The 14,100-nt window shown below is 36.6% G+C and carries 13 protein-coding genes; 11 read left to right on the top strand and 2 right to left on the bottom strand.

Annotation, left to right across the window (positions count from 1 at the left end):
• Positions 1–278: 278 nt before the first annotated feature.
• From murJ to AC0KTX_RS07025, 5 genes are all read left to right on the top strand, one after another.
• A complete protein-coding gene (murJ, locus tag AC0KTX_RS07045; RefSeq protein WP_474251511.1) occupies positions 279–1,802 on the top strand; it encodes a murein biosynthesis integral membrane protein MurJ in 1,524 nt (507 codons plus the stop codon).
• Between the two features lie 154 nt (positions 1,803–1,956).
• Positions 1,957–3,042: a glycosyltransferase family 4 protein gene (locus AC0KTX_RS07040; RefSeq protein WP_474251510.1), complete on the top strand. Its 1,086-nt coding sequence runs from the start codon at positions 1,957–1,959 to the stop codon at positions 3,040–3,042.
• A gap of 55 nt (positions 3,043–3,097) precedes the next feature.
• Positions 3,098–4,225, top strand: coding sequence for a glycosyltransferase family 4 protein (locus AC0KTX_RS07035; RefSeq protein ID WP_474251509.1), 1,128 nt, complete (start codon positions 3,098–3,100; stop codon positions 4,223–4,225).
• Positions 4,212–5,096, top strand: a complete 885-nt coding sequence (gene galU / locus AC0KTX_RS07030; protein WP_474251508.1) for a UTP--glucose-1-phosphate uridylyltransferase GalU — start codon at positions 4,212–4,214, stop codon at positions 5,094–5,096. Before AC0KTX_RS07035 ends, galU begins: the two co-directional genes overlap by 14 nt.
• Positions 5,097–5,249: 153 nt before the next feature.
• Positions 5,250–6,305, top strand: coding sequence for a glycosyltransferase family 4 protein (locus AC0KTX_RS07025; protein WP_474251507.1), 1,056 nt, complete (start codon positions 5,250–5,252; stop codon positions 6,303–6,305).
• 122 nt (positions 6,306–6,427) lie between these two features.
• On the opposite strand, the gene AC0KTX_RS07020 is transcribed toward AC0KTX_RS07025, so the two are convergent.
• Complete coding sequence (locus AC0KTX_RS07020) at positions 6,428–7,414, bottom strand: LCP family protein (protein ID WP_474251506.1); 987 nt, start codon at positions 7,412–7,414, stop codon at positions 6,428–6,430.
• A 10-nt stretch (positions 7,415–7,424) separates the two neighbouring features.
• Positions 7,425–8,075, bottom strand: coding sequence for a YigZ family protein (locus tag AC0KTX_RS07015; RefSeq protein WP_474251505.1), 651 nt, complete (start codon positions 8,073–8,075; stop codon positions 7,425–7,427).
• Positions 8,076–8,262: 187 nt separating this feature from the next.
• Here AC0KTX_RS07015 and AC0KTX_RS07010 point away from each other — a divergent pair, with 187 nt between their 5' ends.
• The 6 genes from AC0KTX_RS07010 to AC0KTX_RS06985 all read left to right on the top strand — a co-directional run bounded on the left by AC0KTX_RS07010 (position 8,263) and on the right by AC0KTX_RS06985 (position 14,064).
• Entirely contained in the window at positions 8,263–9,426 is a 1,164-nt protein-coding gene (locus AC0KTX_RS07010; protein ID WP_474251504.1) for a sensor histidine kinase, read from the top strand.
• A gap of 67 nt (positions 9,427–9,493) precedes the next feature.
• Positions 9,494–10,174 (top strand): response regulator, encoded by a 681-nt coding sequence (locus AC0KTX_RS07005; protein ID WP_474251503.1) that lies wholly within the window; start codon positions 9,494–9,496, stop codon positions 10,172–10,174.
• 228 nt (positions 10,175–10,402) lie between these two features.
• Positions 10,403–11,242 (top strand): DegV family protein, encoded by an 840-nt coding sequence (locus AC0KTX_RS07000; protein ID WP_474251502.1) that lies wholly within the window; start codon positions 10,403–10,405, stop codon positions 11,240–11,242.
• Positions 11,243–11,582: 340 nt separating this feature from the next.
• Positions 11,583–12,989: an ATP-dependent helicase ComFA gene (locus AC0KTX_RS06995; RefSeq protein WP_474251501.1), complete on the top strand. Its 1,407-nt coding sequence runs from the start codon at positions 11,583–11,585 to the stop codon at positions 12,987–12,989.
• A 101-nt stretch (positions 12,990–13,090) separates the two neighbouring features.
• Positions 13,091–13,375 (top strand): late competence protein ComFB, encoded by a 285-nt coding sequence (gene comFB, locus AC0KTX_RS06990; RefSeq protein WP_474251500.1) that lies wholly within the window; start codon positions 13,091–13,093, stop codon positions 13,373–13,375.
• On the top strand, positions 13,363–14,064 hold the full coding sequence (locus AC0KTX_RS06985) for a ComF family protein (RefSeq protein ID WP_474251499.1): 702 nt from the start codon (positions 13,363–13,365) through the stop codon (positions 14,062–14,064). The genes comFB and AC0KTX_RS06985 overlap by 13 nt, the downstream gene beginning before the upstream one ends.
• The last annotated feature ends 36 nt before the right edge of the window (positions 14,065–14,100 follow it).

The raw sequence follows: 14,100 nt of genomic DNA, 5'->3' as shown, positions 1-14,100 counted from the left end.
AATCTCTTGACTTAAAATTGCGTAAAGAGTAATTTTAATCAAGAGATTTTTTCTTTTTTAAAAAAGGAACAGTCAAAAAGAAGATGATGTAGGCTGTCTGAATTGATAGGAGCCACTAGAAATAAATTTGAATTTATATTTGACGTGTTACAAATAGTTATGCACAATGTCATGATTTATTTTTATTCTTTTTAGCGAAATATATCTGGAAGTTTAAGATCCTTTTGGACAAAACCTTTGGGATAATTTACTGATGAATAGCTAAAGGAAGTGAAATAATGTCTAAATTTAAACTTGCTAGCATATTATTTTTTATTTCTACACTTTTTCTTAAATTTTCAAGTATGATTCGTGATATCGTCATTGCCCATCAATTTGGGGCTGGCGATATTGTTGGAGCTTATAATGCAGCTATGACCATCCCTAATACATTTATTTTATTTATGCTATCTGGCATGAAGGATGCATTTGTTCCTTCGTATTTGAAATATGATAAGCAAAATCAAGGATTTTCACATTTAACGAATATCGTAAAAGGGACATTTTATATAGGATTATTGATTTCACTTGCAGGTGCGGCATTTTCGCCGTTGCTTATCCATTTATTGTTTCCCACATTTAGAGGAGACATTGAACAATTGGCAATTTGGACATCCATTATGTATTTTTTTTCAATTTTTTTAGTTGGAATTAATGCAGTTTTTGAAGGATATTTTGATGCAAAGGGGAAATACTCGTTTTCAACTTTTTCACAGACTGTCGTTGTTTTAAGCACCATTGGAAGTACGCTTTTTTTAAGCAAACTGATAGGCGGCTATTCGATTGCTTTAGGGTATTTAGTTGGTACATTTATTTCGTTTTTAATTAAGTTTTTTTACTTTGGTCCGAGAAAATTTATAAATTGGCGTCAAAAAATGAATATAAAAGAAGTGAACACTTTTTATCTTATCTTTATCCCAGTAGGATTAACTATAATGGTTGGACAAATAAATTTAAATATTAGCAACTTTTATGCAGGAATGTTTGGGGCGGATGCGATTTCATATTTAAATTATGCTTTTCGTTTAGTAAGTATTCCTCAAGCAATTTTTGGAGTAACGGTAGCGACGATTATATATCCAATTATTGCAAAGGCACGCACGAATAATGATATCGAATTATTTAAGACAGGAATGGAAAAAGGCTTGTCTATCATGTTCCTTTTTTTGGCTCCTACTGTTTCGGGAATGATGTTAATGATGGAAGAGGTCATACAGATTGTTTATCAACGAGGGGCATTTGATGGTGCAGCAACGGTAGCAACTTCAGAAGTTGCTTACTATTATGTAGGATCGGTTCTTTTTTATAGCATTCAGGTTATTATTGCAAAGGGTTTTTATACCCTTGATAAAGGGAATTTAATAATGAGAATTGGAATTTTGTCTATATTACTAAATATATTGTTTAATTTTGTCTTTTCAAGCTGGATAGGTTATAAAGGATTAGCATTATCAACTTCAGTAGTTGGATTTATTTATACCTTTATTGCATTTGTTATTTTAAATAAACACATAGGTTGGCTTTCCATTAGAAAAGTTGGAAAGGAATACGTTAAGATCATTTTTTCATGCACTGTCATGATAGTTATTTTATGGATAATTAAACATCTTTTTGAACAATTTCATGTATTTTTATATGTAACGACTTTAACAATTATTGGAGGTGGCATTTATTTTATTATGCTATGGGCATTCAAAACAACATCCTTATATGATATTGTTGCAATCAGGTCAAGTAATAAAAATCACAGATCTAAAAAATGAAAATCAAAAGAATACTTTTCTTTTTCTCGATAAAACGATATAATAATAAGGGTTTAAAAAATTTAAAACAATTAGGAAATAGTTTATATAATTAAATATTTTCGGATAATGTTTAACCTGTTTTTTTATTATTTTCCTTGTGAGGTGTAACTTGATGTCTCCTTACATGACAACATTTTTAATAACATTTATAGTTAGTACGATTTCCGTACCATTTGTAATTAAATTTGCACAAAATATTGGAGCTGTAGATATACCTGATAATAGAAAAATCCATAAGAAAGCTATCCCCAGAATCGGCGGGATTTCAATTTATATTGCTTTTTTAACAGGTTTTATCTATATTTCAACTTTAATAGATTTGAACACTAGTATTATCGTTGCCGCAACAATAATCATGATAACTGGGTTTATTGATGATAAATTACAAATAAAACCTTGGCAAAAATTGGTTGGTCAAACATTGGCAGCAGCAATTGTTTTAGCAGACGGCCTTTCTATAAAATATCTAACTGTTCCATTTCTGGATGAGAGTATACCAGTTAATATTTGGGTAGCTCTAATTGTATCATTTATTTGGATAATTGGTGTTACAAATGCGGTTAACCTGATTGACGGTTTAGATGGTTTGGCTTCAGGTGTTTCGATTATTGCAGCTGGCGCTATTTTCGTTATGGCATTAATTATGAATGAAACAAATGTTGCTTTCTTATCAATTGCTCTAATCGGATCAACCTTAGGATTTTTAATATTTAATTTTCATCCAGCCAAAATCTTTATGGGAGACACAGGGTCATTATTACTTGGTTTTTTACTATCAGTTCTTTCTATTATCGGGTTTAAGCAAGTGACATTTGTTACTTTCATTATTCCGATGGTAATACTTGCTGTTCCTTTAACAGATACAACAATAGCCATAATTCGTAGGAAACTTCAAAATAAAAAAATTATGGATGCCGACAAAAATCATTTGCACCATCGATTGTTAGATGCTGGTTTTACTCATCGAAAGGCTGTTCTTTTTATATACTCTATTTCACTTTTTTTCGGAGTTTCAGCAATTCTTTTATATAAGGCAAATTTATTCGCATCTATTATTATTTTTATTTTAATATTACTTATTATTGAATTGTTAATTGAAGGTTTTGAATTAATAAGTAAAAATTATAAACCTTTACTAAGTTTATATAAAAAGTTAAATAGTAAGAAAATAGGCATTGAAAATGACAAAAACGCTTGATGAGAATTAAGCGTTTTTGTTTTATAACTCTATTTAAGTTTGTGAGGTCTGTTTTATGAGAATACATTTAATTGCCAATATGTATCCTAGTAAAATTGCTCCAAATTACGGTGTGTTTGTAAAAAATACTGAGGAAATTTTGGTGGGAGCAGGTTTTAATGTTGACAAAACAGTTTTATTAAAAGAAAAAAATAGACTAATAAAGCTAGTTAAGTATTTTTTTTATTTTTCAAAAATTATTTTAAAAGGTTTAACAAAAAAGTATGATATTACATATGTGCATTATGCTTCACATAATGCACTTCCAATTTTATTTCTAAAGCTATTTAAAAAAGACCTTGTTATTTTCACAAATGTTCATGGCAGTGACGTAGTACCTGAAGTGCCGTCTCAAAAAAAATACCAACCTTATGTAGATAAGCTGTTGAATATATCTAATATAGTGATAACACCAAGTAAGTACTATCAGGATTTAGTGAGAAGCAAATTTAACTTGCGGAACCGGATTGAAGTGTTTCCCTCCGGAGGGGTGAACAGTAAAACTTTTTATAAGCGAGAAGATAAACAAACAGCACTAAAAGAACTTATGCTGGATATAGACACTCATTATATTGGATATGTTAGCAGATTAGATGTGGGAAAAGGTTGGGACATTTTATTAACATCGTTAAAGAAATTGAAAGATGAAAATTTTTTGTTAAAAAATAAAATTAAGGTCATTATGGTGGGGGATGGGAAGGATAAGGAACGGTTTGTAAAGATGGTGTCTGATTATGAATTAAATGATGTCATTATCCATTACCCTTTACTGCCTCAAGAGAAACTAAATGCAATATATAATGCGATAGATGTTTTCTGTTTTCCGACTACAAGAAAAGGAGAAAGCTTGGGACTTGTCGGTTTGGAAGCAATGGCTTGCGGAGCTCCTGTCATTGGTAGTGCCATTGGAGGATTGTTGGATTATATTATAGACGGTGAAAACGGCCTACTGTTTCAAGCTGGTTCGTCTGAAGATCTATATAAAAAGATTAAATTTTTTTATTCAATGCCAGAAAATGAAAGAAGAACGATGAGTTATAAAGCCATATTTAAAGCGAATGAATATAAGGTAGAAAATATTAAACATAAATTAATTAATATTTTTCTTTCTTTTAGAGGAGGCACCTTATATGAAGAAGGTTAAGAAAGCTGTAATCCCAGCAGCAGGTTTTGGTACACGTTTTTTACCTGCTACAAAAGCACAACCGAAAGAAATGTTGCCAATAGTTGATAAACCGACTATTCAATATATCATTGAGGAAGCAATTGTGTCTGGAATTGAAGACATTATTATTGTTACAGGAAGAAATAAAAGAGCCATTGAAGACCACTTTGACTATTCAATTGAACTTGAAATGGAGTTGAAAGAAAAAGAGAAATTTGAACTATTAGAACAAGTGCAGAAGATTTCTAATATGGTTAACATTCATTATATTAGACAAAAGAAACCGTTAGGATTAGGTCATGCAGTAAACTGCGCAAGAAGTTTTATTGTAAATGAACCTTTTGCAGTCCTTCTAGGGGACGACATTGTTAAGAATGGAGTCCCTTGTTTGAAGCAGCTTTTAAATGTATATAATGAGTTCCAATGTTCAGTCATTGGTACAAAAAAAGTGCCTGAGGAAGATTTGCACAAATACGGAGTAATTAAACCTAAAGATGTATATATAAGCGAAACCTTAGTGGAAGTGGAAGATATGGTAGAAAAACCAATAGAAAATGCACCTTCTAATATTGCTGTAATGGGGAGATATGTGTTTGAACCTGAGATTTTTGATTATCTTGAAAATTTAGATATTGGTTACGGTGGAGAAATTCAACTTACAGACGCGATAAAGAAAATGGCTCAGGAGAAAAAAGTTTTGGCATATGCATTTGAGGGAAAAAGATATGACGTTGGCGATAAATTTGGTTTTATAAAAGCCACAATAGATTTTGCACTTGAAAGAGAAGATTTAAGTGAACAGCTAAAACAATATTTAAGAATGCTTTACAACGAAGGAAAGTTGAACTAATACGAAAGGAGCTGTCCCAAAGTCAAGAGAACTGACTTATGAGGCAGCTCTTTTTTTATAGTAATTATTTAATGAAATAGTCGACATGTTCTTTGAATGGCAAGTATTACTTTTGGAAAAAATAAAAACAAACTAATATTAGAGGTAATAACAATGGTATTGCTAATGAAGTTAATCTTAATATTTTTAATTTCAGTAATATTGACTCCCTTTGTCATAAAATTTGCTTTTGCTATCGGGGCTGTGGACATTCCTAAATCAAGAAAAGTACATTCAAAAATTATGCCTCGATTAGGTGGATTGTCGATCGCTATTTCGGTTTATATCGGGATTTTTCTATTTAAACCTGAAAGTGTTTATCTAGAGGGATTTTTAATTGGCTCTTTTTTTATAATGATTACAGGTGTTTTTGATGATCTTTTTGAATTAAATTGGAAGTGGAAGCTTTCAGGTCAAGTGGTGGCTGCATTATGTGTGGTCTTGAGCGGACTGCATTTAAAATTTATTCACATACCTTTTATTGGACAAGTAAATATAGGTTGGTGGGGGATTCCCATTTCTTTTTTGTGGATTTTAATTGTTACGAACTCAATAAATCTGATAGACGGATTGGACGGTTTAGCTGCGGGAGTTTCAATAATTGTATTATCAACAATTGTTTATTTAAGCATGCCCGGATTATCTTTTGTTGTTCAAATTGCTTTAATAACCATTTTTGCTACTTTAGGTTTTCTTGTTTTTAATTTTTATCCAGCGAAAATATTCATGGGAGATACTGGAGCTCTTTTTCTTGGTTTTGTGATTTCTTTATTGTCATTATTGGAATTTAAAAACGTCACTGTTTTTTCATTGCTAATTCCCGCCTTAATCCTTGGGGTGCCGTTATCTGACACTTTTTTCGCCATTGTGAGAAGAATAATGAACAAAAAATCAATTTCTATGGCAGATAAATCCCATTTGCATCATAGTATTTTAAAGTTTGGTTTCTCGCATCTTCAGACTGTTCTAATAATTTACTTAATCAGTTTCCTGTTTAGTCTGGCAGCAATAGTTTTTTCTAGAAGTGCCATGTGGCTGTCAATTTTTATTATTTTTCTTATTTTGTTTTTTATTGAAATTCTCGGAGAAATACTTGAACTACATGGAAGAAATTTTAAACCGCTAACAAATTTAATGAAAAAGATCACATATGCATTTAAACCGAAATAAACAGACTATATAGCTCATTAAAATGAGGATTATTGTGTAAAGCCTATTAGAGCCATGCAGTTTTCAAACTTTAAATGTTTTTCAAACAATTATAGAGAAAACCCATGGCTCTTTTTTAGAAACTAACGCAATTTACTGCTGTTAATGGAAAAATTTACTTTATATTCCAAATGATTTCTCAACTGAGTTGAAACTTCTTCCAAAGAATCTTCATCCAGTTGGTAATAGTAGGTTCCGTTTATTGGGTTGTCATACCCGTCAATCGTTAACGATTCAATGCTGCTGATGGAACCGGAGTATTTTTGCAGTGCCAAGATATTGCCAATGCTGAAATTGGTTGTTAAGTTTTTCCCTAAAGAATCGATGATGTCGTCATATTTCGTAATGGCAGATAAAGAAGAGCTCTTTTCAATGATTGCTTTTATTACCTCTTGCTGCCGCTTCCCTCTACCGATATCGCCTAATGGATCCTTTTTACGCATGCGGACATAAGCTAAAGCTTCTTCACCGTTTAAAGTTTGGACTCCTTTCTTAATATGGATGGCGTTTTTTCGCCCTTTGCTGTCTTGCTCTGTAAATTCCCTGTCGCTGTTTACTTCGACGCCGCCAAGAGCATCTACAATATCAATAAAAGCGTTAAAATTTAATTCAACATAATAATCGACGGGAATATCAAGCAAATTTTCCACAGTCTCAACCGTTAAGTCTTTTCCGCCGAAAGCATGTGCATGAGTAATTTTATCTCGATTATGACCTGGAATTTTCACCCTTGAATCTCTTGGGATGCTAACCATTTTGATCGATTTTTCATCTTTATTAAATGTTGCCAAGATCAAAGCATCCGATCTGCTTCGTTTTTCTCCGGGGCGCGCATCCACTCCGATGAACAGCACTGAAAAGTTATCCTTTTTTGGATCAACAGGCTGTTCTCTTAATTCAGATTTTCTCCCTCTTTCCAGATCTTCTTGCGCTTGAAAAGAAGCATTCGCTAATTTAATTGATAGATAAATAGCGTAGCCGCCGATTATGAATAAAAAAATAAAAAACAAACAACCGAAGGCTCTTAATTTTTTTTTCTTTTTCTTTTTTTTGATCGTTCTTCTATTCATAATTTACTCCTTATTTTTTTAATGAATTATTAACTTCCTCCTCCAAATAAACCCAATCCCCTTCCTTGATCGAGCTTTTTCCGTTGGTGAGGTCAGTCATCCAGTTTTTGAAGGCTTGGACTTGGTTTTCTTCGACATATGTTTCCACTTCCACAGTATCTAAATAGTGGATGTCTTTCAACCGGTAAGCAGAGGAGCGAAGTTCGTTTTCAATTTTGCCTAAATAGCTATAGTCGAACGTCGTATGCATGATGCGCATTCGTTTTCGCTCGACAATTCCGGTATGGTTGACGCATTCGGAGACGGCTTTTCCATAGGCACGAATAAGGCCGCCGGCGCCGAGTTTGATTCCGCCGAAATAGCGGGTGACAACGGCGACGGTATCTTTTAATTTTTTCTTTTTTAACACTTCCAGCATTGGGATTCCGGCTGTTCCGCTGGGTTCCCCGTCGTCGTTTGCTTTTTGGATTTGATCATGTTCGCCGATTAAGTAGGCGGAGCAGTTATGGGTGGCATCCCAATGCTTTTTTTTTATGGAATCAATGAACGCTTGAGCGTCTTTTTCGGTTTTGGCGCGATGGATATAACAAATAAATCGCGATTTTTGGATTACGATTTCATGCTCTCCGTATCCTTTTACGGTATAATAATTGGAAAGCAACCACAACACCTCCATGGGCAAAAACAGAAAAATGGCGTTTTTTTGACAAAAATCGCCTTTTTCTTAAAAAAAAAGCACTCACATTTTTTTATTATAAAACGTCATACATTTTACTTCAATCAGATTCCTATTGATTCATGTAAAGATTTTGTTGCAAACCGTTCAATTAATGGGGGAAATGGAAGAAATGAAAGTATTTTATAAGACGATGGATCCAAAAATATTGGATGAAATATTGGACAAAATGATCGAAACAGTGCAATCAAGCAAAGAACAAATATTTGAAATTGGAGAAAACTCCCGCCGGGAATACGAGAATATTGTAAAGGAATTAAATTATGTGAAAGAACAAGTACAAGAAATCATCCAACAAACAGATAAATTGACCGTGAAGTCAAGGCTTGCCCGAAAACATCTTGTCGAAGTCAGTCGAAATTTTAACAAGTATTCAGAAAAAGATATTCTTGAAGCTTATGAAAATGCGCAAAAAATTCAGGTGGAGCTGGCAATGCTTCAAGAAAAAGAAAAGCAGCTAAGGAATCGGCGGGATGAATTGGAACGGCGGCTGATATCTTTGAAGGAGATGATCGACCGCGCTGATCTATTGGTTAACCAAATAACAGTTGTATTGCAGTATTTATGTCAAGATTTGCGCCAAGTCGGCGATCTTTTAGAGGATGCGAAACAAAAACAAGCTTTTGGTATAAGAATCATTGAAGCGCAAGAAAAAGAGCGGAAGCGGGTTTCACGGGAAATTCACGATGGGCCTGCCCAAATGCTGGCCAATGTTCTGATGAGGGCTGAAATCATTGACAGGGTGTTCCGCGACAAAGGAGCAGAAGAAGGCTTTCGGGAAATCCAAAATTTAAAGAAGCTGGTCAAAAGCACTTTAACAGAAGTTCGGCGCATTATCTATGACTTAAGACCTATGACACTGGATGACCTAGGATTAATCCCTACTCTCAGAAAATATTTTTCAACGATTCAAGAATATGAACAAAATGTAGAAATCCATTTTGATAATGTGGGAGATATGGAGGAAAAAAGGCTTCCTCCGAAATTTGAAGTCGCCCTGTTTCGCATGATTCAGGAGGCGGTGACGAATGCGTTGAAACATGCGGAAGCGACAAGGATCGATGTGAAGGTGGAAGTGGGCGTCAATAAAGTCAATGCGTTGATACGGGATAATGGCAAAGGCTTTGTGATGAAAGAAGTATTGGAAAAGAAGCGGGAATCATTAGGATTAATAGGGATGAAGGAACGGGTGGAATTATTCAATGGAAAAATGAATGTTCAATCAACGCCGGGAAGGGGAACGATCATATTTTTGCAGCTGCCTATTAGTTCATAAATAGAGAATTTGTCTCATTGACACTTCAAGTATAACATGTAAACAATAATGATGGGGAGGAGTGTAAATGAGCAAAAAAATAAAAATTGTTATTATAGATGACCATGCCCTTTTTCGGGAAGGTGTAAAACGAATCCTCGATTTTGAAGAAGATTTTGAAGTGGTTGCGGAAGCCGGGGACGGCAGTGAAGTTTTAACGGTAGTCGAGGAATATCGTCCTGAAGTGGTCATAATGGATATTAATATGCCTAACGTCAATGGTGTAGAAGCAACAAAAAAATTGGTGGATTCTTATCCGGGCACAAAAGTGATCATTTTATCAATTCACGATGATGAAAACTATGTGATTCACGCTCTGAAAACAGGAGCTTCCGGATATTTGCTAAAAGAAATGGATGCAGATACGCTGGTGGAAGCAGTGAGAATTGTCGCAGAAGGCGGCAGCTACTTGCATCCGAAAGTCACCCACAATCTTGTCAATGAATTTCGCCGTCTGTCTTCAACCGGTGCCAATGGACAAATTCCTGTGAAAGTACAGCGTCCTTTACATATTCTAACCCGCCGTGAGTGTGAAGTATTGCAAATGCTTGCGGATGGGAAAAGCAACCGCGGAATTGGCGAAACGCTTTTCATCAGCGAGAAAACTGTAAAAAACCATGTCAGCAACATTTTGCAAAAATTGAATTGCAATGATCGTACACAAGCGGTTGTCCTTGCCATCAAAAACGGCTGGGTGGAAGTAAGATAATTTTTCTTAAGGTTAAGGTACCATTGCTTTAACCTTATTTTTGTTTGAATAGAGGCAAATTATTTTACTTGTTAAAAACGGAACCGAAAACTCTATCTATAGTATATTTTTGCAATTTTTCTTGATCGGTAGGAAATTTTTGATGGCATGGCGAAAACTTATTTATAAAGGATGACATCAAAGGTTCATTGAGAAAAACAAAAATTTCGTTTAGAAAGGGACAGAATGATGAAAACAGCCATTGTGACTGATAGCACTGCCTATATTCCGCAAGAAATCCGCAACAAGTACGATATACACATGATTCCGCTGAGTGTGGTATTCGGCGGTGAGACTTTGCGTGAAGAAGTCGATATTTTTGCGGAACAGTTTTGGCAAGAAATAAAGAAAAGAAAGGAACTGCCGACAACATCCCAGCCTCCGGTCGGCGAATTTGTCGAGCTGTTTGAACGGTTGGCGAAAGATTATGAAGCGGTTATCAGCATCCACCTTTCCAGCGGCATCAGCGGCACATACAACGGAGCGAAAACAGCTGGCCAAATGGTTGAAGGCATTCAAGTATTTGTCTACGATTCGGAAATCAGCTGCATGGCTCAAGGATTTTATGTGATTGAGGCGGCAAAAATGGCAAAAGAAGGGAAATCCCCCGAAGAAATCATCAGCCGCCTCGATGAGATGAAGAAATCAATGGATGCTTATTTTATGGTGGATGATCTTTCCCATCTTCAGCGGGGAGGAAGACTAAGCGGAGCCCAAGCTTTTGTTGGGAGCCTTCTGCAAGTAAAACCTCTTCTTCATTTTTCCGATAAGGTGATCGTGCCGTTTGAGAAAGTGCGTACGCGCAAAAGAGCGCTGAACCGGATTTTTGATCTCTTTGGACAAGTTGCGGGCAAACATCCGGTAAGGGCGGCTGTCATTCATGCCAATCGGGAGGAAGAAGCTCAGAAAATCAAAGAAGAACTTGAAAAAAAATATCCGGACTCCGAATTTATGGTCAGCTATTTTGGCGCAGTGATCGGCACTCATCTTGGAGAAGGAGCCATTGGAATCGGCTGGTATCAGAAATAAGGATGAAGCGGAAGGTGCGCATTGCGCCTTTCCGTTGAAAACGCCGATAAAAAAATGATTCGGTGTATAAAATAGTTTGCGAGGCTAAACTCCTGCGAAAAGAGAAGGCTATCATAATGGGACTTCCAGCCGCAGTGAAAACCAATTAATTTAGATGAAGCCTCCTTAAGGGATACAGAACGCTCGAATAAATAAACGATAAACGACACAGACGAACTGGGGTGCGCTTCCAATTGTAAAGTAAGAAATGTTTGTTGAAAGGCAGGTTGATTTTTGGCCGTTTTTTTGATAAACCTATTAATGGATGAATGACAATCACAATGGGAAACGGGGGAATCGAATGGATCCTGCGCAAACTCCTCAGCAGCTTCTCCTCGGAAGACATCTTCTTTCCGAAGAAATACCCTTTCCGCTTGATCTCATACAAAACACGCTTCAGGTAGAAATTGTTCAAGGTGTTGTTAAAACTTCCAACTCTTTTTATTGCCATCGTTGCGGAAATCATCAGCCGCACTTGTTTGCCGGTTTCCATTGCGCCCGCTGCGGGCGTTTTTGCCATTATTGCCGCAATTGCCTTATGATGGGACGGGTAAGCGAATGTACGAAACTTGTCAGCTTGCCGATAAGAGAAAAGGTGAATGATGGTGTTTCCGGGGGTGGATCTCTTGCATCTGTCAATTTTTTGAAGTGGGACGGCAGCCTTTCATCGGCGCAGAAAAAGGCCTCTGACCGGGTTGTTGACGCTGTTTTGCACCGTACCAATCTCTTAGTCTGGGCGGTATGTGGGGCGGGAAAAACCGAAGTCTTGTTTGCAGGTATAGAAACGGCATTAAAAAAAGGCGATTATATTTGCATTGCGGCTCCGCGTACGGATGTCGTCCTCGAACTTGGCCCCCGTTTCAAAAAAGCGTTTTCGGATGTAGATATTGCTGTGTTATACGGAGGCAGCGAAGATCGTGGGAAGTTGTGTCCGATCACGATCTCGACGACACATCAGCTTCTCCGTTATAAGGAAGCCTTTGATGTTATCATCATTGATGAAGTCGATGCCTTTCCCTATTCGGCTGACGCCTCTTTGCAATTTGCGGCACAAAAGGCTCGGAAGAAAACAAGTTCCCTTATTTTTTTGTCAGCTACCCCTCCTAAAGAACTGATTCGATTATTCAAACATGAAGAAATTGTGAAAATCCCTGCAAGATATCACGGCCATCCGCTCCCTGTCCCTGAATTCAAATGGTGCGGGAATTGGAAAAAGAGTTTGAAAAAAGGAACCCTGCCGAACATTGTGGTTTCGTGGATACGTTCGCATTTGCAAGAAAAAAAGCAAGCCTTTTTATTTGTCCCGGAAATAAAAGTGCTTGAAGATGTTGTCCATCTGTTGAAAAAACTTGATCCGGCCATTGAAGGGGTGCATGCGGAAGACCCGGAAAGAAAAGAAAAAGTGCAAAAATTCCGCAGCGGCAAAATTCCGATTATTGTGACGACGACAATTTTGGAAAGGGGTGTGACTGTTCCGAGAACAGATGTGGCTGTTTTAGGAGCGGAGGAAGATATTTTTACCGAAAGTGCTCTTGTGCAAATTTCCGGACGTGTCGGCCGCAGCGCGAAACAGCCAACGGGATCAGTTTTATTTTTTCATTATGGGAAAACGAACGAAATGGTTGCAGCCAAACATCATATACAAAAAATGAATCGACTGGCGAAAAAACAAGGACTTTTGAAACTGGTTCAAGGAAAATATTTTTAGTAAAATAAATAATTGTCAAAAGACCATTTATATGAAATTTATATATTGTATGGAAAGAACGGCTTTCGAAAGATAACGGAACCGATTGGAGTTGACAGAGAATGATCCTGAATGCGCTAGAAATTATTTTAAAACAATTGCTTGATGAATATATTGATCAATTTCATATGAGCTGCACGTGTGAAAGATGCCGCAACGATGTATTGGCTCTGGCGTTAAACAAGGTTCAGCCGCATTATGTGACAGATGTGGAAAAAATCGCTTATGTCAAAGCTGAATTTTTTGATCGGCAGCAAATGACGACTTTGCTTGTATGTCTTGCTGAGTGCGCTAAAGTCGTTTCCGAAAACCCGAAGTGCGGAAATGTGAAGGAATGGAAAAGATGATGGGCAAATGTCTTTATTGTTTTCATGATCTGGACATTCGCTTGAGCTGGCGAAGACTTTTTTTTCTTGAAAAAGAACCGGTCCTATGTGATGAATGCTCAAAAAAGCTTGAACCGATCAGCGGCTGTACGTGTCCGTTGTGCGGCAGGCCGAATGAAAGGTCTGAATGGTGCGCAGATTGCCATCAATGGGAGAAACACCCGGATTTTCAAGGGGTTTTGAAAAGGAACCGCTCCGTTTTTCGATACAATGATTTTATGAAAGAAGTTTTGACACGTTTTAAATTTCGCGGCGATGCCATTTTAGCGGAAATGTTCCGCGAATCTTTTCTAAAAGCATTCCAAGTTCGCTCGTACGAATCATATTTGCTTCTCCCAATTCCATTGAGTAAAGAACGGCTTCTTGAAAGAGGTTTTAATCAGGCGAAATTGCTGGCTGAACTTCTTCCCCTCCCGATCATTGAACCTTTGCGCAAAAGAGATTCCACAAAGCAATCAAAAAAGCCCCGGAAAGATCGGATCGTCTCAAGAAATCTGTTTACATTAATGGATCCTAAACTTGTGGTTGATCAAAATATTATGATTATCGATGACATTTACACAACGGGGGCGACCGTTCGGCAGGCTGCTGAGATTTTGCTCCGGGCAGGTGCGAAAACTGTCGAATCTTTCACGCTTGTTCGCAGTTAAATGACAATTTGGATGTGCCGATATAAAATAGTAAAT

The sequence above is a fragment of the Aeribacillus sp. JST-2 genome, from assembly GCF_056032925.1.
This window is presented reverse-complemented; position numbering and strand designations above follow the sequence as displayed.